Origin of the sequence: Wohlfahrtiimonas populi, assembly GCF_002006795.1 — a bacterium.
GTDB classification, from domain to species: domain Bacteria; phylum Pseudomonadota; class Gammaproteobacteria; order Cardiobacteriales; family Wohlfahrtiimonadaceae; genus Wohlfahrtiimonas; species Wohlfahrtiimonas populi.
Genome location: NZ_MVDN01000012.1, coordinates 35,947 through 58,447 on the forward strand (window position 1 = coordinate 35,947; position 22,501 = coordinate 58,447).

Annotated in this window: 20 protein-coding genes; 16 read left to right on the plus strand and 4 right to left on the minus strand. The window is 36.8% G+C overall.

The window, feature by feature from the left end:
• Nucleotides 1–84 precede the first annotated feature (84 nt).
• The 3 genes from BZK16_RS11635 (at nucleotide 85) to BZK16_RS11655 (ending at nucleotide 3,334) form a co-directional block, all read left to right on the plus strand.
• The gene (locus tag BZK16_RS11635) at nucleotides 85–1,476 is read left to right on the plus strand and encodes an amino acid permease (protein ID WP_077929069.1); all 1,392 of its coding nucleotides are present in this window, start codon (nucleotides 85–87) and stop codon (nucleotides 1,474–1,476) included.
• The gene (locus BZK16_RS11640) at nucleotides 1,476–1,850 is read left to right on the plus strand and encodes a GrdX family protein (protein ID WP_077929070.1); all 375 of its coding nucleotides are present in this window, start codon (nucleotides 1,476–1,478) and stop codon (nucleotides 1,848–1,850) included. The genes BZK16_RS11635 and BZK16_RS11640 overlap by 1 nt, the downstream gene beginning before the upstream one ends.
• 1,070 nt (nucleotides 1,851–2,920) lie before the next feature.
• Nucleotides 2,921–3,334 (plus strand): hypothetical protein, encoded by a 414-nt coding sequence (locus BZK16_RS11655; RefSeq protein ID WP_143691175.1) that lies wholly within the window; start codon nucleotides 2,921–2,923, stop codon nucleotides 3,332–3,334.
• A 108-nt stretch (nucleotides 3,335–3,442) separates the two neighbouring features.
• On the opposite strand, the gene BZK16_RS11660 is transcribed toward BZK16_RS11655, so the two are convergent.
• The 4 genes from BZK16_RS11660 to BZK16_RS11675 all read right to left on the minus strand — a co-directional run bounded on the left by BZK16_RS11660 (nucleotide 3,443) and on the right by BZK16_RS11675 (nucleotide 8,109).
• Nucleotides 3,443–4,105, minus strand: a complete 663-nt coding sequence (locus BZK16_RS11660; protein ID WP_077929074.1) for a hypothetical protein — start codon at nucleotides 4,103–4,105, stop codon at nucleotides 3,443–3,445.
• A 345-nt stretch (nucleotides 4,106–4,450) separates the two neighbouring features.
• A complete protein-coding gene (locus BZK16_RS11665) occupies nucleotides 4,451–6,604 on the minus strand; it encodes a DNA internalization-related competence protein ComEC/Rec2 (protein WP_077929075.1) in 2,154 nt (717 codons plus the stop codon).
• A 37-nt stretch (nucleotides 6,605–6,641) separates the two neighbouring features.
• The gene (locus tag BZK16_RS11670) at nucleotides 6,642–7,232 is read right to left on the minus strand and encodes a hypothetical protein (RefSeq protein WP_077929076.1); all 591 of its coding nucleotides are present in this window, start codon (nucleotides 7,230–7,232) and stop codon (nucleotides 6,642–6,644) included.
• A 106-nt stretch (nucleotides 7,233–7,338) separates the two neighbouring features.
• Nucleotides 7,339–8,109, minus strand: coding sequence for an alpha/beta fold hydrolase (locus BZK16_RS11675; protein WP_077929077.1), 771 nt, complete (start codon nucleotides 8,107–8,109; stop codon nucleotides 7,339–7,341).
• Nucleotides 8,110–8,219: 110 nt separating this feature from the next.
• Between BZK16_RS11675 and BZK16_RS11680 the strand changes: the two genes are divergently transcribed.
• The 13 genes from BZK16_RS11680 (at nucleotide 8,220) to BZK16_RS11740 (ending at nucleotide 22,472) form a co-directional block, all read left to right on the plus strand.
• On the plus strand, nucleotides 8,220–9,353 hold the full coding sequence (locus tag BZK16_RS11680) for an 8-amino-7-oxononanoate synthase (RefSeq protein WP_077929078.1): 1,134 nt from the start codon (nucleotides 8,220–8,222) through the stop codon (nucleotides 9,351–9,353).
• A complete protein-coding gene (gene bioC / locus BZK16_RS11685; protein WP_077929079.1) occupies nucleotides 9,337–10,122 on the plus strand; it encodes a malonyl-ACP O-methyltransferase BioC in 786 nt (261 codons plus the stop codon). The genes BZK16_RS11680 and bioC overlap by 17 nt, the downstream gene beginning before the upstream one ends.
• A gap of 48 nt (nucleotides 10,123–10,170) precedes the next feature.
• A complete protein-coding gene (gene yiiM / locus BZK16_RS11690; protein ID WP_077929080.1) occupies nucleotides 10,171–10,848 on the plus strand; it encodes a 6-hydroxyaminopurine reductase in 678 nt (225 codons plus the stop codon).
• A 265-nt stretch (nucleotides 10,849–11,113) separates the two neighbouring features.
• The gene (locus BZK16_RS11695) at nucleotides 11,114–11,779 is read left to right on the plus strand and encodes a hypothetical protein (RefSeq protein ID WP_077929081.1); all 666 of its coding nucleotides are present in this window, start codon (nucleotides 11,114–11,116) and stop codon (nucleotides 11,777–11,779) included.
• Nucleotides 11,780–12,492: 713 nt separating this feature from the next.
• The gene (gene purE / locus BZK16_RS11700; RefSeq protein ID WP_077925347.1) at nucleotides 12,493–12,987 is read left to right on the plus strand and encodes a 5-(carboxyamino)imidazole ribonucleotide mutase; all 495 of its coding nucleotides are present in this window, start codon (nucleotides 12,493–12,495) and stop codon (nucleotides 12,985–12,987) included.
• Nucleotides 12,988–14,112 (plus strand): 5-(carboxyamino)imidazole ribonucleotide synthase, encoded by a 1,125-nt coding sequence (purK, locus tag BZK16_RS11705; RefSeq protein ID WP_077929082.1) that lies wholly within the window; start codon nucleotides 12,988–12,990, stop codon nucleotides 14,110–14,112. It begins immediately after the preceding gene.
• On the plus strand, nucleotides 14,113–14,823 hold the full coding sequence (gene purC / locus BZK16_RS11710) for a phosphoribosylaminoimidazolesuccinocarboxamide synthase (RefSeq protein ID WP_077929083.1): 711 nt from the start codon (nucleotides 14,113–14,115) through the stop codon (nucleotides 14,821–14,823).
• A gap of 2 nt (nucleotides 14,824–14,825) precedes the next feature.
• Complete coding sequence (gene purF / locus BZK16_RS11715) at nucleotides 14,826–16,229, plus strand: amidophosphoribosyltransferase (RefSeq protein WP_077929084.1); 1,404 nt, start codon at nucleotides 14,826–14,828, stop codon at nucleotides 16,227–16,229.
• Nucleotides 16,230–17,240, plus strand: a complete 1,011-nt coding sequence (gene purM, locus BZK16_RS11720; protein ID WP_077929085.1) for a phosphoribosylformylglycinamidine cyclo-ligase — start codon at nucleotides 16,230–16,232, stop codon at nucleotides 17,238–17,240.
• Nucleotides 17,241–17,344: 104 nt separating this feature from the next.
• The gene (gene purN, locus BZK16_RS11725) at nucleotides 17,345–17,917 is read left to right on the plus strand and encodes a phosphoribosylglycinamide formyltransferase (protein ID WP_077929086.1); all 573 of its coding nucleotides are present in this window, start codon (nucleotides 17,345–17,347) and stop codon (nucleotides 17,915–17,917) included.
• 2 nt (nucleotides 17,918–17,919) lie between these two features.
• The gene (gene purH / locus BZK16_RS11730) at nucleotides 17,920–19,461 is read left to right on the plus strand and encodes a bifunctional phosphoribosylaminoimidazolecarboxamide formyltransferase/IMP cyclohydrolase (RefSeq protein WP_077929087.1); all 1,542 of its coding nucleotides are present in this window, start codon (nucleotides 17,920–17,922) and stop codon (nucleotides 19,459–19,461) included.
• A gap of 138 nt (nucleotides 19,462–19,599) precedes the next feature.
• Complete coding sequence (locus BZK16_RS11735) at nucleotides 19,600–21,798, plus strand: hypothetical protein (protein WP_077929088.1); 2,199 nt, start codon at nucleotides 19,600–19,602, stop codon at nucleotides 21,796–21,798.
• Complete coding sequence (locus BZK16_RS11740) at nucleotides 21,768–22,472, plus strand: DUF3142 domain-containing protein (protein ID WP_077929089.1); 705 nt, start codon at nucleotides 21,768–21,770, stop codon at nucleotides 22,470–22,472. The genes BZK16_RS11735 and BZK16_RS11740 overlap by 31 nt, the downstream gene beginning before the upstream one ends.
• Nucleotides 22,473–22,501: the final 29 nt, after the last annotated feature.

Consider the following 22,501-nt stretch of genomic DNA (forward strand, 5'->3'; position numbering starts at 1 on the left):
TCATAACGAAATCGGGCATTGAAGAGATTTTTACATCTCTTCAATCTCGGCTTTATGTCTTTAATCTGCAATGAGGTCACAACCATGGACAATAAAAATAAGAGTGGTGAAGGATTAGAAAGAGGTTTAAGCAATCGGCATATCCAATTAATTGCACTGGGCGGTGCAATTGGTACTGGATTATTCATGGGCGCAGGCAAAACAATCAGTTTGGCAGGCCCTTCCATTCTTTTAGTATATACAATCATTGGCATCATGCTCTTTTTCGTGATGCGCGCTTTAGGCGAAGTCTTATTATCCAATACAAATTACCGTTCTTTCAATGATATTGCGGGCGATCTATTAGGAGATCGTGCGGCGTTTTTTACAGGATGGACGTATTGGTTTTGCTGGATCACAATGGGAACAGCAAACGTGATAGCAGTTGTTGAATTTTCTTGGTATTGGTGGCCAAATCTACCAATATGGCTACCTTCAGGATTATGTATTGTTTTATTATATGGTTTGAATTTAGTTTCTGTGAAGGTTTTCGGTGAATTGGAATTCTGGTTCTCCATGGTTAAAATCATTGCCATTGTATTTTTGATCATTGTGGGTATTTATTTAGTTAGCACAAATTTTGTATCACCCACAGGTACAGAAGCTAAATTAAGCAATATTTGGGCTCATAACGGATTTTTTCCAAATGGCATGATGGGGTTCTTTGCTGGCTTCCAGATTGCAGTCTTCGCATTTGTGGGTGTTGAATTAGTGGGAATGACAGCCGCTGAAACAAAAGATCCTACAATTACTTTGCCTAAAGCAATTAATGCGATTCCTGTTCGGATTGTTATTTTCTATGTTTTTGCGCTGATGGCGATCATTTCTGTCACACCTTGGAATCAAATTTCACCCGATAAAAGCCCTTTTGTGGGAATGTTTAGCTTAGCAGGGATTACAGCTGCGGCAGGTATCATTAACTTTGTCGTATTAACCTCAGCAGCATCCGCAGCCAATAGTGGCGTTTATTCTATTAGTCGCATGGTTTATGGCTTGTCTAAAGAAGGGCAGGCACCAAAATGCATGTCAAAATTATCTAAGCGCCATATCCCAAGTAATGCATTATTATTTTCAATTACATGCTTAGCATTGACGACATTCATCTTATTCATTAACCCAACAATTATGGGTGCATTTACAGTCATTACAACAATATCAGCTGTATGTTTCATGTTTATTTGGACAATTATTTTACTCTTCTACATTGCTTATCGTAAAAAGCGCCCTGAAAAACATGAAAAATCTATTTATAAAATGCCTGGTGGGATCACTATGTGCTATGTAGTTCTGGCTTTCTTTGCATTCGTCATTGTTTTATTGATGTTTGAAGAAGATACATTGCATGCTTTATTGCTGACACCAATTTGGTTTATCGTATTATGGATTGCAGATACTATTCGCGTTAGAAAAGCTAAGCAGGTTAAGGAAGAAATATAATGAGTTATATCATTATTACTAATAATCCACTGATTCAGAATAAATATAGCCACGATGAATTGGTGGTTGTTCAAAAATATCAGGATGTTTTATTGAAGGCACGTGATTATGTTCACCAAGGGCATAAACTATTGAGCCATCCTCAAGCAGGCAGTATCAAACCTTACGAAACACCTTATCGAACAATCATTATGAGTAGTGAACAGAATGAATTGGACTTTAAGTCATTACATTACATCGAAAGTGCATTGGAACGATTTACAGTTCTTTCAAACTCAATGGGCTTACGGGAATATGATGAACAATGCATCAATGATTTCCAAGTGATTGATGAGGGATTAATACGCAGTGCGATTGCTTCAATGAATCATTAATTATAAAAAGCAGTATTATTTTAATGCTGCTTTTTTATTAGAGTTTTATAGTTGTTTTAATTATTGGTAATCAATAAAATACAGCGAAAACTAATATCACTGATTTGTGAGCCAAAATGAAAAAAATTATAAAAAGCTTATTTGTTATTTTTCTCTTAATGATCGGAATTTGTTATGCTCAATTTGAGCTGTCTGGTGACTATGAGTTGATACACAAGCAATATAAATCTTGGTTATCTACAGCTGAAGCACCAACAAATGAATTAAATTTTTCATTAAAATCTAAATCAGAGCAAGAAATTTATAATACAAAAAAGAGTGAATTTTTAAAAACTCGTGATTGGGCATATGACCCTGATTTTTATGATGAATGGCAAGCAACAGATTTTGCACCCATTAATTGGAGTAATTTTCATCTCAAGTCAAAAGAAGAGCAAGAAGTTTATATGAATATGGTTAATCAATGGTTTGAGAAATCTAATAAAGGCTTTTTGGTTTTTAATATAAGTACGTTAAGAGAACCTTTTTTGATTGATGCCGAACGTAAAATAGAAGAAGCGCATATTAAAAGATTATTAGTTCAATGTGCGAAAGCCATTGGGCNTTTCATTAAAATCTAAATCAGAGCAAGAAATTTATAATACAAAAAAGAGTGAATTTTTAAAAACTCGTGATTGGGCATATGACCCTGATTTTTATGATGAATGGCAAGCAACAGATTTTGCACCCATTAATTGGAGTAATTTTCATCTCAAGTCAAAAGAAGAGCAAGAAGTTTATATGAATATGGTTAATCAATGGTTTGAGAAATCTAATAAAGGCTTTTTGGTTTTTAATATAAGTACGTTAAGAGAACCTTTTTTGATTGATGCCGAACGTAAAATAGAAGAAGCGCATATTAAAAGATTATTAGTTCAATGTGCGAAAGCCATTGGGCCTGAGCTATGGGAAGTTGAATTGTATGAAGCTATAAACAAATGTATCAATGGTAGAGATATAGATTATGATCATTATGAAGATGGTCCTTTTCCTAAACAATACTATTTTTGATGCCAACTGAGGCTACTGATATGAATTTTATTATCCATATATCACAACCTCATAAATTAGATCACTATGCCTATAAATGTGTTAATTATCTCTATCTTCATCAGTGGCTTAATCCGCAAAATATTCATGAGTATTACAATATTAGTGATTTTGAATATGATCGTAATTTAAGTGTCAAAGAAAAAATATATGAAGAAATTTATCTCAGTATTAAAAGAGCAGGTTTGTTAAGAAGAATTGAAAATATATATTATCCAAAATCATTTATTCGTGAGCATGCAGATCAAACTGGTTTAACAGAGTTTATTAAAGCTAAAGAGAAAATCGCAGGCCAAAAATTGAATCATGATGAGTTAACCATACAGTTTTTTGAAACTCGAGAACAATGGTTAACAAGTTTGAATGATTTTATTGGAGAAAAACTTAGTCATTAATTTATCTAGCATTCTTTAATCTTGGGATTTAAATCTCTAAGCATTTGCAATTGTGATGAAGCTTTCACTTCCTTAAATGCACGTTTGAGGGATTTATAGAGATATTGTTTAAGATAAGGCTTTACATCTTTTGGTGAATAGTCTTTGAGTGCTAGAAAAATAGCTATGTTCATATTCAGATAAGTAACCAAAACGGCTTGTTTGCCAGCCACATGAATTGGTTTTGAAATTAAAAGCTGTATTGGCCATGAATATGCCATAACCAATGATTGTTGCTGTAATATCGGTTGCATATTCCCAGTTTTCCCAGCCATCTGGCGGTGCTTGCTCATAAGTATAAGTGAGATAATGTGATAACTCATGGACAAATGTTACCACTAAATTAACAGGATCTCTAGTAATTTTAGAGCTATAGCTAATCAAAGCAATACCATTATTAATGCTAAAAGTTCCTGCGGGATCTTGTGGAATTCCTTGTACTATAGCATTGTGATTAATGTTCGGCTCTATTTCTTCTGGCTGTAAAATCAAACGAGATGGCCAAGCTACAATGCCAATCTGCTCTTTAATTGTCTGCATGGTTTGAGTTGCCATTGCTTCGGCAGAATTGACGACTGTTGGAAAAAAATCACGTGTGGGTAAAATAAGCTGAGTATGCGCAAAGAAATAATCTGGGCCACTATTTTTTATAAACCATTTATAAGTTTCAAATTGAAAATCAATGTGCTCTTGAGGGATGATTGATTTCTTTTTGAATAGCCAGTTAAACATTGTTCACCATATTTTATTGAATTGATATTTTATACGCATTGCTTTTCAAGATTCGTTAAATATTGATCTAAAAACTTGAAGTTGTTTGGGTATATGATATCTGAATATAATTTTGGTCGCCAATTAGGATTATTTTATTAATAAAAATTCATTATTAATATTATTAAATATGCTTATTAAAAATATTAATCGAAATAGTATTGTAATCAGTCCGTTTTCTACTACAATGCAGTTTCCGTGGTTCGAGATCCTCCCACTATAAAAAAACTAGGGAAAGCTTTTATGCCTATTTAGTGGGGCAATTTTATTTTTATTCATGTCGGCAAACTGAATGAAACAGTTTTTCTAAATTGATCGACTCCACCAAAAGTTCGCTGTATCACTAGCGGATTGAGTAATTAGTTCTGTTTGAGAAATCATAACTTTAACAGCACCATAATAGGCATTATGCATATTTTGGTGCTGGTTTTTTATATGAATATTTTTGGTCGAACCAATCATAATGACATCATCCCAATTTTTAGGAATTTTATAGTCTTGTGTTCGCCCTTTGTTGGGAAATAGCACAACATTAGGTTTATCATTTTGATGCAATATTTTCAGCCACTCTGATTGTGTAATGTTGGCAATGAGCCAAATTCTTTGATGATGTAGGTTAATATTAAATGCACAGCTTTTTTGAGCATTGAGTGGCTCAATGGTTAAATGCTCACTTTGGAAATGATAATCTTGGCACTCTGTACTTTCACTGATTAATGGCTGTAAACTTGCGTGCACAATCATGCCAGCTTGAGGAAAGGCTCTGCGAATTGTTTTAGTACCACCAATGTGTTGCTGATTATCGTGGCTCAGCACAATGTTATCAATCTGATGGATGTTCATATTTTTCAAAGTTGGTAATGTTGTGATTTCCGCGCTATCAAACCCACGAAAATATGGGCCAGTATCGAATAATAAAGTTTTTTCATGACTTTTCAATAAAACAGACAATCCTTCGCCTACAGGCAAAGCTAATAAGTATTCATCTCTATCAGGTTTGAATGTATAAACAATGGCGAGCACAATGCCCAAGCAATAGCATAATCGATATCGCCATTGTATTTTTCTAATCATCAATAATGCAAATACAGTGATTAAAACCGCTGTTAATAATGGAACATAAGGCACTTCAATGTGGCTATAAGGCATTTGATTCATGACTCGTAAAAATTTCATCAACATCGTGATGTTGTAATCACTGAGTTCCAGTAATGCGTGGCCAACTGTGGATGAAATCGGCAAAATTAATATACCAATTAATAAAAAAGGCAGGATTAATAATGTTGTCCACGGAATTGCAAATAAATTCGCAACAGGGCTAATCAATGAAACTTCATTGAAGAAACTTGCCACAATAGGAATTGCTAATGTGCTGATGATTAATTGTGTGAGCAATAAAGCAATGATGAAAGAGAAACGGTATTGGCTGAGTAACATCAAGATTAAAACAGCAGTAAAAGATAGCCAAAATCCAATGGTAACTACTGAAAATGGTGCAAGTACTAAAATAATAAAAAGTGCAGTGGCTAAACTCTGAAAATTTAATATCGGATAACGAATGAGCAGTGCAATCATAAAAATACCAAACATAATGAGTGCACGTTGTGTCGGTAAACTCATACCTGCTAATAATGCATAACCGATGGCAATGATTAAGCTAATGACTGCGGCGATTTGATAAGGTGCAGGTTTTTGAATCATGCAGAAACCTAGCAAGGTTTTTAAGATGATGAAACACCATAATGCGATGAAAGTTAAATGTAAGCCAGAAATTGCTACTAAATGAATTGTGCCTGTTTGGCGCAATAAATCCCACGTTTGTTGGTTTAATGAGCTGGTTAAACCTACGCTCAATGCACTCATTAAATCAGCATTTTTGAAATGATTCTCTTGAAAGTAATTGGATAAATCCACACGAGTTGCCATCAATGCATCAGGCTGTTGAATAAGTTTTAAAGGCTCTTTGATATTGGCAGTACCAATTCTGTGATTCACTAAATGGGTTAGACGAGGATTCAGTTTATGAAAGGTTGCTTTAGCTCGATTGGGTTGAATGGTGAGCTTCGTTTCATAGATAGCATTCAATGCTAAAGGTTCATGCTTTGGCAAATTATATAATTGAATGGCATAGTTTTTTAGCTGTTGTGGCGCTGTAATGATGACTTCACCAGATTTGCCATCCGCATAGATTTTATTGATTTTAAATTGATAGGTATCTGTTTGTGGTAGTTGCTGAAAGGTTTTTTGATAATCGAGCAGTTGAGGAATGGCTAATATGGATGCAAGCATAATGCCAATAGCTGTGAGAATGCATAAGCGTCGATGGCGTTGTATGAAATAAGCCAATGCTAAAGTAATGATCACGAACAGAGATAATGTTGTGATGAGTAGCGGGAATGAAAATGGGAAAAATAGAATGAAAACAAGGCTGAATAATAAAGAAATAGCCAATAGGATCATTGGCTATTACCTTGAGTGGATGTGAAAATCACAAGCATTAAACTGCTTTGTTGATTTTACGCACAGTACGCAAAATGTTACGGCGTTCTGCATGTGTTAACGTACAACGAGATAATTTTCTATCCATCAAATATGGAACGAATTCACCTTTATCTTTTTTGTCCACAACCAATGCTAAAGCGTATTGTTTGTTTTGATCATCTGAATTGATGATGATCGGGCCAGATTGGCTAGAAAACTCAGCTGTAACAACTTGATTCGTGCCAATTGGCCAACGATAAGAAACTTTGGTTGTTGCTGAACCACGTAAGCTTTTAGCTGCATAAATATTTTGTACTGGCACTAAAACCGGCATAACTTTTTTATCTTTTAATGAATAAAGATATTTGAGTTTTTTAAGATTAAAGAGTGCAAATACAATTAAGAAGCCAATGGCTAAAACTCCTAGCGCTAAAAATTTGATTGTCAGTGCGCCACTGAACAGAAAAATGCCCAAGATGCTGACAGCGATTGCAGCCAAGCATACAAGGCTATAAATGCGAACAGAACGACCAATACTGATGTGCAAGCGGCGATCAGGAAAGCTTGCTTTGATCATTTCATTACATTCACCTATATCATATGCCATATATTATCCTTTAGTTAAGACAGTTTGTTCTTTGTTACTAATATATTTTAACTGATTTATAAGTCAATTTTTTATATTCGCAAGAATATTTTATCAATCTGTCTAATTAGTTATTTAAAACATGCTGTATGAATAGGTTAGGTGATTCTTCAGGTAAAAGATGATCAGCATTTGGAATGGCACCAGAATTATTTAAGCAAAATTTTTCGGGTAAATGCTTGTAAAGCGCCTGTGAAGCCAATGTGAAAATTGCGCGGGAATTTTCTCCCCAATAAATGCCACAAGGTACAGCCAATTTTTCTAACATTTCAGGTGTTATTTTGCTTGGCTCTGATTGTGTGAGTAATCGAGAAACTGTGTGAGCATTAGTTCTTTTAATCGCTTGAATACTAGAATCTTGGTCAGATAAAGCGATCTTCAGCTCACTACAAGCTAAAACAAAGGCATTAATAATGAGATCATCTTCTTGAGTTCTCAGTGCTTTAATCACAGGTGACATCATTTTATTGAGATCTTTGCTGAATAATTTGAAGGATTCTGCATCATTTTCTAAACCATAGCTTGGCACAATACAATCATAGAGATAAATGGTTTCAAATAATTCAGGGGCTTGCAATACTGCTAATAAAGCAACATGACAGCTGTATGACCAAGCCACAATTGATACTTTTTCTTGCTTCAAGGATTCGCAGAATTGAATTAATTCCTGTGCATGAATTGCTGTATTGAATTCTTCAGTAGGAATATTTTGCCCATTTTCACCAAAACCTAGCATGCGATAGCTTATGGCATTGATATCAGCTGGTAAATATTGAAATGCTGGCGGCCATGTTCTTTCATCGCCCAAGATACCATGCATAAATATGATTATTTTCATTGAATAAAAAAACCTTATGTTAACTTTTAATTAAATATATAGTTTACATAATAGCTGAAATTCACCTATGATGATGGCTTTTCATTCATCGGAAAAGGTTTGGGGAACTTATGAATGTATGGCAAGCACGTATTTTGCATGCTTTAGAAGAGCGAAAAAGAACTCAAGGTTATCGAGTCAGGCAAGTGGCAGAGCAGAATGATCATTGTTTAAATTTTGCATCCAATGATTATTTGGGATTAGCTCGCTCACCAGAATTAATTCAAGCATGGCAAAAAGGCGCTGAATTATATGGCGTAGGCAGTGGTGGATCAAGTCATGTCACAGGTTATTATGAGCCATTACAGCAATTAGAAAATCAATTGGTGAAGTGGCTCGGTTATGAAAGGGCTATTGTGTATTCTTCAGGATTCTCAGCGAATCAGGCATTGATTCAACTATTGATTGAAAAGGATGATTGGATCATTGCTGATAAATTGAGCCATGCATCATTGGTGGAAGCCGCGATGAATTCGGAAGGAAGTTTTAAACGCTTTGCCCATAATGATTTGGATTCACTGAAGCGTTTATTGAGTAAAATTGAACATGATAAAGCAGTGTTAACGATTACCGAAGGTGTATTCAGCATGGATGGTGATGAAGCACCGTTACAGGATATCCAAATAAGCACTCAACGCAATCAGAACAATTGGCTAATGGTGGATGATGCTCACGGCATTGGCATTCATGGCAAAGAAGGCAAAGGAACATGTGATCAATATGGCATTCATCCTGATATTTTGATCGTGACATTTGGCAAAGCTTTGGGCGTGAAAGGCGCAGCGATTTTATGTTCGGATCTAGTTGCTGAATATTTGGTACAGCAATCACGTGCTTTGATTTACAGTACAGCCATTCCACCTGCTCAAGCTTATACTTTATTAAAATCCATAGAAATCGTGCAAAAAGCAGATGAACAACGACAATATTTACAGGATTTGATTCTATATTTTAAAACGGAATTAAAAATATTAGGCATTGAAAATCAATCCAATAGCCCAATTCAGCCAATCATCATAGGTAGTAATGAAGAGAGTTTACGTGTTTCCCAAGTGTTGAAAGAACATAATATTTGGGCGATGGCAATTCGCCCGCCAACTGTGCTAGCCAATAGCGCACGCATTCGTATGACATTGAATACCAATCATACACAAGAGAATATTGATCATGTTATAGGAGCTTTACGTCATGCGTTTGGTGGATAAAAAAGAGATTGCAATCGCATTCAATCGAGCAGTACAAACCTATGACCAGCAAGCATCCTTACAACGAGAAGTTGCCGATAGCTTAATCCAGCAAGTTTTGCAGAATATTACATTAGGGAAAATTTTGGATGCAGGTTGTGGCACAGGTTATGTTTCTCAGCGATTGCAACAAAACAGCCAATATCACCTGACGGCGTTAGATTTATCGGAGAATATGCTGAGCCAAGCTGAAATTCATCAGTCAGCGCATGATTATGTACAAGGTGATATCGAAGCATTACCATTTGCTGATGAATCATTTGATTGTGTTGTGAGCAATTTAGCAATGCAATGGTGCCATTCGTTGGAAATGGCAATACTTGAGCAATTAAGGGTATTAAAATCAGGTGGGCAGCTATATTTTTCTACGCTGATTCAGCCATCATTATGGGAATTAAAAAAAGCATGGCAAACCGTAGATGATGAACAGCATGTGATGGATTTTATATCAGGTGAAATGCTAGAGCGCCATTTAGCAAAATTAGAATTGAATCCAAGTATTGATCATATTGTTTGTCGTTGTTATGCCAAAGAGTTGGTGTTTAAAGATATATTTTCATTGTTAAAAAGCTTGCAAAATATTGGTGCAACAGCTTTACCACAGCGGAAAAAAGGTTTGATGGGCAAAGCTCAATTGCGGAAATTAGCAGATGCATATGCCATATACCAAGATGAAAATAGCTTGCCATTAACTTATTATGTTGCGGAGTTGAGGTTGACTAAATTGTGATATTGTATGCAGTTTATCAGCCATCATTTCTCTGTTGAGGATAATCTCATGTCATATTTGCCACTTGTATTCATTGGTCCTAAGATTTCTACTGATTATTGTGGTGAAACAGCCATGGAGAAAAAGGCTGTTACAGGTTCTATTGAGTTAACGAATTTAGGCTTAATGGGAGATAAACAAGCAGATCAGCGAGTGCATGGCGGGCCTGATCGTGCTTTGTGCCATTATCCTCGTGAGCATTATGAATTGTGGCAAACGCAATATCCTGAATTAAAGTCACTTTTTCGAGCATCAGCATTCGGCGAGAATATTTCTACGATGGGTATGACAGAAGAGAATGTGCATATTGGTGATGTTTATCAATGGGGAACCGCAATCATCCAAGTAACTCAACCACGTTCGCCATGTTTTAAATTAAGTGGCTTAACACAACAGGATGATTTTGCTTTAGTGATGCAAAAAAGTGGCAAAATTGGTTGGTTGTATCGTGTGATTCGAGCAGGCACAGTGAGTACGAATGATCCTTTAATTTTATTGAATCGTGGCAGTGATGTTTCCATTGCTGAAACAGTTATGATTGCATTTCATCAAGATTATCATGAAGCCGATACGAAGCGCTTGCTATCCGCTGCTGGGTTATCTGCAAGTTGGACAGCAACAATGATCAAGCGATTACAAACCAAAGAGATTGAAAATTTTAATGGTAGGTTGTTCGGCAAAAAATAGATTAATATTCATTATATTTCAATATTTATTAAATAGTTATCTGGGATTTTTCTTGACTGTGATGATAAGAAGAAAAGCTAAAGTTATTTAGATATATCATGTTTGATGAGGATCAAAATTTGATTCGTAAAATATTTATAACTTATTGAAATATTGTTTTTATGATTGTTAATTTCTTTATCTTTAAATAGTATTTGGTCAAAAATGTTACAATTATCCATAAATAATTAGATAATTTTTGATAATAGTTTAGAGGTAGCGAATCATGAAAAAAATAATCATAACCTTAATTGCCATGGGGTTACTGAATATTGCTAGCTCAGGCGAATTGGTGAAAAATGACTGGTTCGTGGATGAAGTCAGCCAACCTGTTAAATGCATTACAGAAATGACTGATACAGGTTTAATGCGAACGCTATCTGTTACTAAATATAATCAAAAAGGCTTTAAAGAATCCACCGTTGTAACGCTAAAATATGGCGATACAGTACATAGAAAGATTTTTGTCTATTTTCAGCCTTATCAGGGTAATCAAAGAACAGTACTCACTTCTTTTGCTGAATTGAATCGCCAAGAGTTGTTGAAGAACTGGCATAAGATGGATACAACCATTGAAAAATGGACATCACCTTTAATGTATCAAGCCATTGATAAAACAGCCATTAGCCATAGATTATTGGATGATCAAGGGCATATCACGCAACTGTCACGGGTGTTTTCATTGGATGAACAGAGTAAGAAATATTCAACAGAGTTCGTTTATTTTGATTTCTTTGCGGATTATAAAGTGGCTATTTTGGATAAAAATGTGACAGCCATTGTGACGTTAGCAGATGATGAAAAAGGCAATTGGGTTTATCGAAAAAGTATGAATCGCAAAGAACAAGCGATCGTTAAACGCTATATTGAATATTATGAAGCACCCAATTAAAAACGTTTATATGAAATCTTTATGTAAAGATAACTTGACATTTTTGAATTTTACTGAAAATAAATGTTTACAGCTGAAGTTTTAGCCCTTAGCAGATGATGAAAAAGGCAATTGGGTTTATCGAAAAAGTATGAATCGCAAAGAACAAGCGATCGTTAAACGCTATATTGAATATTATGAAGCACCCAATTAAAAACGTTTATATGAAATCTTTATGTAAAGATAACTTGACATTTTTGAATTTTACTGAAAATAAATGTTTACAGCTGAAGTTTTAGCCCTTAGCAGATGATGAAAAAGGCAATTGGGTTTATCGAAAAAGTATGAATCGCAAAGAACAAGCGATCGTTAAACGCTATATTGAATATTATGAAGCACCCAATTAAAAACGTTTATATGAAATCTTTATGTAAAGATAACTTGACATTTTTGAATTTTACTGAAAATAAATGTTTACAGCTGAAGTTTTAGCCCTTAGCAGATGATGAAAAAGGCAATTGGGTTTATCGAAAAAGTATGAATCGCAAAGAACAAGCGATCGTTAAACGCTATATTGAATATTATGAAGCACCCAATTAAAAACGTTTATATGAAATCTTTATGTAAAGATAACTTGACATTTTTGAATTTTACTGAAAATAAATGTTTACAGCTGAAGTTTTAGCCCTTATAATCCTGCGCTCCGATGAACTTGCTTTTTTGAAGTTAGTGAGATGAAAAATCCAAAAGTTGCCGTAATTATGGGTAGTCAAAGTGATCTACCAACGATGCAGTTTGCGATCGACATTTTAGTCGAATTTAATATCCCTCACCACGTGCAAGTAGTATCCGCACATCGTACCCCACATCTAATGTATGAGTTTGCAGGCTCAGCCATTGATAATGGTTTCTCCGTTATCATTGCTGGCGCTGGTGGTGCTGCGCATTTACCAGGTATGGTTGCAGCTTTGACAACATTGCCAGTGATTGGTGTTCCTGTTGAAAGTAAAGCTCTGAAAGGCATGGATTCCTTATTATCCATTGCCCAGATGCCAGGTGGTATTCCTGTTGCAACTGTTGCAATTGGCACAGCAGGAGCTAAAAATGCGGGCTTATTGGCAGCTCAGATATTATCTATTACAGATCCAGCATTGCAGGATCGTTTGCAAAAGTATAGAGATGATCAGCGTGACTCTGTACTTCAACAAAAATTGAATATTGGAGAATAAATGATGAGAAGCATTTTACCTACACAAAAAATCGGCGTTATAGGAGGCGGTCAGTTAGGTAAGATGCTTATAGAAGCAGCCAACCGAATGGGCTACTTAACATCAGTCTATGATCCATCTTTAACTGCACCTGCATTTTCTGTTGCGAATCACTATACGATTGGCCAATTTGATGATTATGAAGCACTCAGTCAGTTTGTTGCTAAGTGTGATGTTGTCACATACGAATTTGAAAATATTAATGCAGAGATTGTTAAACAATTATCAGAAAAATATCAAAACATCCCACAAGGTGAGTTTCCATTGTGGATGACGCAGAATCGTATGCGCGAAAAAGAGCACATTGTGAATGCAGGTTTACCTGTGCCACCCATTGTGATGGTGGATAATTTAGGCGATGAATGGTTAGAATTACCTAAAGAACTAGGCTTTCCTTTCGTAGTGAAAACATCGGAAGGTGGTTACGATGGTAAAGGGCAAGCTGTGATTCGTAGCCAAGAAGATTTGCCAAGCAAATTATCTGCTTTGATGGATTGTTCTGTCATTGCTGAAGCATTTGTGGATTATGATTTTGAAGCGTCCATCATTGGTGTTCGTGGGCAGAATGGCGAATTTAGAACATTCCCAGTTGCACGTAATCAGCACATTAATAATATTTTGCATATTTCAACTGCACACATGGATGAAGATCCTAAATTATGCGAACGTTTGCATGGTATGCTCAAAGACTTAATGGAAAAATATAATGTTGTGGGCATTTTAGCCATGGAAGTTTTTGTGAAAGGCGATGAAATTTATGTGAATGAATTAGCACCGCGCCCACATAATTCAGGCCACTATACAATGGAAGGCTGCACAACGAGCCAGTTTGAACAAGCCATTCGTGCAGTATGTGGATTACCATTAGGTAATACAACACTCAAACAAACCACAACCATGTATAATTTATTGGGTCAGCACATTGAGCCATTATTTAAATACTTACCATCTTTATCAGCGGATGCACATCTTCATCTTTATGGTAAAAAAGAGAATAAATTTAACCGTAAAGTTGGGCATGTCACATTCACAAATAATGATGGAATGACAGATTTTTCTCACGCTATTTTTACTCAGGAGCAGTAAATGAAACAAGAATTGTTGTACGAAGGTAAGGCTAAACAAATCTATTCAACAGCAAATCCAGATGAAGTTATCATCTATTATAAAGATGATGCAACAGCGGGTAATGGCGCTAAGAAAGCTCAGTTTGAAGATAAAGGGCGTTTGAATTCTGAAATTTCTCGCATGATCTACATAGATTTAATGAAAAATGACATCAAAACACATTTAATTAAATCAGTGAATGAGCGCGAACAATTGTGTCATAAAGTTGACATCATTTTGTTAGAAGCGATCGTGCGTAATATTGCAGCAGGTTCTTTGGTTAAGCGCATTGGTTTGGAAGAAGGCAAAAAGTTGAACCCACCAATTTTAGAATTTTGCTACAAAGAAGACTCTTTCAATGATCCATTAATCAATGATGATCACGCTGTTGCATTAGGCTTAGCAACACATGAAGAATTAGATTTCATTCGTGGCGAAATGCGTAAAATCAACGATTACTTGAAAGCATTATGGTTGGAAGTTGGCATTGATTTAGTGGATTTCAAAATTGAATTTGGTCGCATGAAAGATGGCACAATCGTATTGGCAGATGAAATCAGTCCAGATACTTGCCGTTTATGGGACAGCAAAACAGGTGAGAAATTAGACAAAGATCGTTTCCGCCAAGATATGGGCGGTGTGATTGAAGCGTATGAAGAGATTCATCGTCGCCTCAAGGATCGCACATAATTATGAATATCAAAGAATTACACGAAGAGTGTGGCGTCTTCGCGGTGCAGGGAAATCGCGAAGCTGCAACGATGACTTATTATGGTCTTCATGCATTGCAGCACCGCGGGCAAGAAAGTGTGGGCATTGCAGTGCTTACAGAAGATCAGAAAATCAACTGCATCAAAGGCGAAGGCCTTTTGACAGAAGTATTTGCTGATCCTAAAAAATTACAGAGCTTAGTGGGTGATACATCCATTGGTCATGTTCGTTATCCGACAAATAGTAGCCGTGGTGTTTTGAATGCGCATCCAATTGTTGTTGCAACGACAGATGAATCTATCGGTATCGCATTCAATGGCGCATTAACGAATGCAACAGAGCTTAAAATTCGTTTAGAAAAGAATGGCAGTGTATTCCATACACATGGTGAAACTGAGTTATTAGGCCATTTGATTCGCCGTTGCCAAGGCACATTCTTAGAGCGTTTGAAAAAGAGCTTATTAGAGATCGAAGGCGCTTACAGCTATGTGTTATTGCATAACACAGGCTTGTATGTAGCACGTGATCCAAACGGTATTCGCCCATTATCTATGGGTAAATTAAGCACAGGCGGTTATGTATTTGCATCAGAAACGTGTGCATTTGACATTGTGGGTGCTGAGTTTATCCGTGATGTTGAGCCTGGTGAAATCATTACAATTCAAAATGGCGAAGTGATCTCTACTTTCCTAGAAACAAAATGCACGCATGCATTATGTTCTATGGAATATGTTTACTTTTCTCGTCCTGACAGTGATTTGGAAGGCAAAAATGTTCACGCTGTTCGTAAGCGCAGTGGCATTGAATTGTATAAAGAAGCGCATGTGGATGCTGATATCGTGATTGGTGTGCCAGATTCAAGTATTTCAGCAGCCATTGGTTATGCTGAAGCATCAGGTTTACCGAATGAAATGGGTTTAATTAAAAACCGTTACATTGGTCGTACATTCATTCAGCCAACACAAGAATTGCGTGAGCGCGGTGTTCGCATGAAGCTTTCTGCCATTACAAGTATTGTGAAGGGCAAGCGCATCATTTTGATTGATGACTCAATCGTGCGTGGTACAACGAGTAAGCACATTGTGGCATTATTGCGTACAGCAGGTGCAAAAGAAGTTCACATGCGTGTAGCTTCACCTGAATTTAAATATCCTTGTTATTATGGTGTGGATGCAACAGATCCTCGTGAATTGTTGGCACAGCATCATGAAACAAATGAAGAAATGCGTGAGTACATTGATGTGGATTCATTAGCATTCTTAAGTCCAGCAGGACTAATCAAAGCAACTGAACATGAAGGATCACGCGGTGCAAACTGTGGATTGTGTATGGGTTGCTTTACCAACAAATATCCCACCAATATTAAGTTTGATGAGGCAGTATAAATGAGTAATGCGTATAAAGAAGCAGGCGTAAATTTAGAAGCAGGTTATGAATCCGTTGAGCGCATTAAGAAACATGTCATGAGCACAATGCGTTTTGGTGCTATGAACTTGTTTGGTGATTTTGGCGGCGCATTTGATTTATCTGAATTGGGTTATCAAAAGCCAGTTTTAGTATCAGGCACAGATGGCGTTGGTACTAAATTAAAATTAGCGTTTGAATTGGATATTCATGACACAATCGGTATCGATGCCGTTGCAATGTGTGTGAATGATATCTTAACGCAAGGTGCTGAGCCTTTGTTCTTCTTAGATTACATCGCATGTGGTGCAAATAATCCTGCACAAATCGAAGCGATTGTTGCAGGTGTTGCGGAAGGTTGCCGTCAATCGAATGCAACATTATTGGGCGGTGAAACTGCTGAAATGCCAGGTTTCTACCAAGATGGCGAATATGATATCGCGGGCTTTGCTGTGGGTGTTGTTGAAAAAGATAAACGCATCACAAAAGAGAATGTAAAAGTTGGTGATGTTGTGATTGGCTTACCATCCAGCGGTGTTCACAGTAATGGTTTCTCATTGGTTCGTCACATCATTAAGAACCATGGTTTATCATTGGCTGAAACATACGAAGGTTTTGATCGCCCATTGGGTGAAGTATTGTTAACGCCAACAATGTTATACGTTCGTCCTGTATTAGATTTATTGAAAGCAGTGAATGTTCATGCGATGGTGCACATTACAGGTGGCGGTTTCTATGAAAACGTTCCACGTGCATTGCCTGAAGGCTTGGGTGCAGAATTCGTAAAAGGCAGTTGGACAATGCCTGCGATTTTCCCATTCATGCAAAATACAGCAAATATTCCAGAAGAGGAAATGTACAGCGTATTTAACATGGGCATTGGTTTCATGCTGATCGTGGATAAAGGTGATGTGGACACTGTGTTGGCACATAACAGCGATGCACAGATCATCGGTAAAGTAACAGATTCTGGTGAAATTACCTTTAAATAAAGATAAGCCCCAAATGAAAAGTTTGGGGTTTTGATTTTTAGGTTCTATCTTGTGCCTAAAAAGGCGCAAGATTAATATTGATAATGATTAATCATGGATTTCCAATGACAAAAATTGCAGTTTTTGGTTCAGGGAGTGGTACCAATTTCGAAGCCATTATGAAGTGGATTCATAACGGTAATTTGCAGGCAGAAGTTGCGCTCGTTGTGTGCGATAAACAAAATGCAGGCATTATCCCGAAAGCAGAACGGAAAGGTTTAGAAACATTAGTATTTAATCCTAAAGATTTCGAGTCGAAAGCGGCTTATGAAAAAGTCTTGGTGGAAAAAATGCAATCATTGAATGTTGAGTGGGTAATTTTGGCAGGATTCATGCGTTTGGTGGGCGAAGAGTTGTTGCATGCTTATCCAAACCGTATCATCAATATCCATCCATCATTATTGCCAGCATATAAAGGCAAGGATGCGATTGGGCAAGCGTACCGTGCAGGGGAAAAAGAGATCGGCGTTTCCATTCACTATGTGGATGAAGGCATGGATACAGGTACGATCATTGCTCAGAAATCAATCAAATTAACTGGAGATGAATCGTTGGATGAAGTGGAAATGATGATCCACGCCATCGAACATCGTTTATATCCAGCAACTTTAGAAAACTTATTTAACAAGGAGAAGTAACCGTGTCTAAAAAGCGTGCATTATTGAGTGTGAGCGATAAAGCAGGAATCGTAGAATTTGCAACATTATTGGCTGATTTAGGCTATGAATTGATTTCTACAGGTGGTACAAAGAAAACGATTTTTGATGCGGGTATTCCAGTTAAAGATATCTCTGAAATCACTGAGTTTCCAGAAATGATGGATGGCCGTGTGAAAACTTTGCATCCTAAAGTTCACGGTGGTTTATTGTCAATTCGTGGCGATGCGGATCATACAAAAGCAATGCAAGACAACGACATTGAATACATCGATTTAGTATGTGTTAACTTGTATCCATTCAAAGAAACAATCTCAAAACCTGGTGTAACGTACCAAGATGCGATTGAAAACATCGACATCGGTGGTCCTTCAATGCTGCGTTCAGCTGCGAAAAACCATGCATTTGTAACAGTTGTGACTGATCCTTTAGATTACAATGTTGTGATCGAAGAGATCAAAAACAATGGTGATACAACATTGGAAACTCGTAAACGTTTAGCGTTGAAAGTATTCCAAACAACAGCCGCTTATGACGCTTTGATTGCAGATTACTTTGCGCGTACATTGGGTGATGTGTTCCCCGATAAATTAACATTGACGTTTGAAAAACAACAACCATTGCGTTACGGCGAAAATCCACATCAAGATGCAGCGTTCTACCGTACGCCTTTAGCAGAAAGCAATGCGTTGGCATTTGCTCAGCAGTTGCATGGCAAAGAGTTGTCTTATAACAACATTCAAGATACGAATGCTGCTGTGAACATCATGTTGGAATACAGTGAGCCTGCAGTTGTTGCGGTTAAGCACATGAACCCTTGTGGTGTTGGTACAGGTAAAGACTTGTTCCAAGCTTGGACAAAAGCTTTTGAAGCTGATCCGACTTCAATTTTTGGCGGTATCATCGCAACGAATCAAACAGTGGATGCTAAAACAGCTGAAGAAATGGGTAAAATTTTCTTAGAAGTGATCATTGCACCTGATTTCACAGAAGAAGCTCGCGCAATTTTAGAAGCTAAGAAAAATATTCGTTTGTTGGCTAATCCTGCAATTCAATCTGAATTTGATAACGCTTACACAACAACAGCTGTGAATGGTGGTTTATTGCTACAAACTAAAGATCGTGGCGAAATCAACTTTGCTGACTTTGATGTAGTGACAGAGCGTGCACCAACTGAAGAAGAGAAAGAAGCTTTAGTATTTGCATGGAAAGTTGTGAAGCATGTTAAATCTAACGCAATCGTTGTTGCTAAAGAAGGGCAAACTTTGGGGATTGGCGCAGGTCAAATGAATCGTGTGGGTGCAGCTCGCATCGCATTAGAACAAGCAGGCGCTAAAGTTGAAGGCAATGTAATGGCATCAGATGCATTCTTCCCAATGGCTGATACTTTGGAATTGGCAGCGAAAGCAGGTATTAAAGCGATCATCCAACCTGGTGGTTCTATCAAGGATCAAGATTCAATCGATGTTGCGAACAAATACGGCATCACAATGGTGTTTACTAAGAAGCGTCATTTTAAACACTAATTAAAAGTTAATACGGTCACCGAGGAATAGATGGCATTTCACCTCAAGCAAAGGCGCCATCTATCTCCTCGGGTGGCAGTGATTTCATAATAAATATTTAAAAATAATATATAATAAAAATATTTAGGAATCTGTCTGATGAACAAGCGCATCATTCAATCATTATCCTTGCTGAATCTCCTCGCATTACAATTTGCAAGTGCAGGTGGTGGAGAGCCATCATATAACAACTCAATTATATTCGGCCATTCTGAAATCAGTAGCAATCTCCCTTATTTAACGCCTTATAACGATACGCGCGTCAACGTGATTCTTCAGTTGAATGATAATGTGGTGGAAGATCAGCTTTTGATGGCAATTAAGGAAACAGGTTGGGATGAAGAAAGCCAGAAAAAAGTTCTCAATTTACCTGTGCATGTTTCATCATTTGTGCAATCTAACTATGATTTAACGGCAGAAAGATCACCTGAATTAGTCGCGACTGTTAAAAAATTACATCAAGATTATTATTCCTATTGGAAAAAGAACGAAGAAGCATTACGAGAAATAGGTATTTGGTCAATCAGCCCAGAAACAGAATTAATCTGCGAATATTACTGTTCCATGTCAGAAATGGATGCAGTGCTAGATTATATTAATGCCGTTGAAAAAAGTTCAATGCCAGCTGATCAAAAGTACGCATTATCATATGCGCGCTATCAATTATTCCTAGAAAAAGAAAAATACACAGTGAATGAAGATAGCTTTGATCTATCAGACACTGTGAGCCGTGATTTCTATCGCTACCTTGAAGTGGCACTATATTTCATAACCGCTCAATATGACTTGGCACGAGAAGCTTCACAGCCACTATTGCAAAGTGACAATGCTTGGTTAAAAGAAACGAGCGTATATTTGCAAGCAAGATTGTCTTTGAAAGAGGCACAAGAGCAATTGGTGGATGAATGGGAAGGCACGATCTCTGATAATGAAGTAGGCAAAGCATTGATTAATCAATCTCGAGCAGAGTTTAAAACATATATGGATCAATATCCTAATGGCTTATATTACAGCTCAGCACAAGGTTTATTGAGACGTTTAAATTGGTTGGCAGGTAATGATGCTGAAGTTGTACGTGAATTAGAGCGCTGGTATCAAGCACCTTCACAATTTGTGAAAAAAGATCAACGTTATCAGCAGAATTTATTAACTTTCTTGCTAGAAGTGGAACGAAAAGTCGTTGATCCTTATGAAAATAAGTCAGTGAAAGTTGAGAACCCTAAATTGCTTGCGGTTAGAATTTTGCAATCTCTGCGTTATTATACTTATGATCCATCAGCGAACTACAGCTTTGAAGATTTGATTGGGCAATATCAACCTTACTTCAAAGATGAGCCAAGATTGTATCAATATTTAGTTGCCACTTATTATTCTGAAATTGATCCTCAGCCTAAAAAAGTGGTGGAATTATTGCCTGTATTGGATGAAAGCAAGCAAACTCTCACAACTTTTGAATTAAGCGAACAAATTCTACGTGCACAAGCTTTTGAAGCACAGAAACGTTGGAGCGCTGCTGAAACTATTTGGCAGGAATTGTACAAGCGCACAAATACACCATTGCAACGTGAGTTGATCGAAGTAGGTATTGCTGATAATTATGTGCTTGCAGATAGAGTTGATCTTGCTTTTACAGCTAATTCCATTGTGCAAAATCCTGCTTTAAGAGACAGCTTGATTGAAGATCATGTTAGTCGTGGTTTTGTCATTGATTTAATCAAAGATGGTTATATTGGTGATGAAAAAACGCGCGCTAAATGGCTGTATATTCAGCTGACTAAAGATGTTAAAACCATTAATCCAATAGCTTTCTTTGCAGATATTAAATTAATCTACCAATTTAAGAATGTAGATGTAAAAGATGTCGCGCATTTTGATTTCTTTAATCAGCCAATCAAAAATGCTTACCAATATAAATGTGGTATACCAATAGATGTGATGCAAAAACTGGAAAATAATCCTAACGATTCACATACGCAAATGTGTTATAGCTTTATGGTGGAAAGAATGCCTGCTTACACTGTTATGGGGAGCCAGCAATTCACGCATTTAAAGCCATCAAATTGGGCAACACAGCAAATCACGAATTATGATAGTTATCGTAAAGTAATTGATAATCCTAAAGCGAATAAGGATGATCGCGCATTGGCTTTATATCATGCAGTTAACTGCTATAACCGTGGAATGAATCGTTGTGATGATAAAGAGATTCCAAAAAGTGAACGCAAGCATTGGTTTGATACTTTGAAACGAGAGCACAGTGATAGCCAATGGGCAAAACAACAAAAATATTATTGGTAATATTATTTACCTTATTATCTAAATCCTATTCTGATATTGATGTGAACCAATATCAGCAGTTTTGGTATTGGGCAGGCACGAAATATCAGCCAATTTTGAAAGATGCGAAAGTGGTTTATTTACATCGCGGGCAGATTGATGGTTATAAAGGCAAGAGCTATTTTAAACCGCAATCTGGGCAAGGTGTGATTGTGTCTGATCAGCAATTTTGGCTTGTGTTTCGTAATCATACTTTAGAATGGGATGAATCCATTTATCGGGAGATTGATAGGCAGTTAGCCGAGTGGAAGAAAAAAGGTGGCAATGTCATCGGCATACAAATTGATTATGATGTACCCACACAAAAGCTTGCTGGCTATATTCAGTTTTTAAAAAAATTAAGGGCTTGGTTGCCTGAGGAATATCAGTTAAGCATCACAGGATTACTGGATTGGAGCCGTTATGCTAATCCTGAAAATTTAGTGCAATTGGGCGATGTGATTGATGAGCTAGTGATTCAAACATACCAAAAGCGCAATACGATTCCTAATTATGGGGATTATTTAAAAAATATGGAAAAAATGCCATTCTCATTTAAAGTTGGCATTGCTCAGCGAAGTGATTGGGTAAATCCTGAATATCTTGAAAAAATGCAGGGTTTTAGCGGATATGTTGTGTTTTTACAGAATGAGTAGAGGATGAGGCATATTATTTCATTATATTA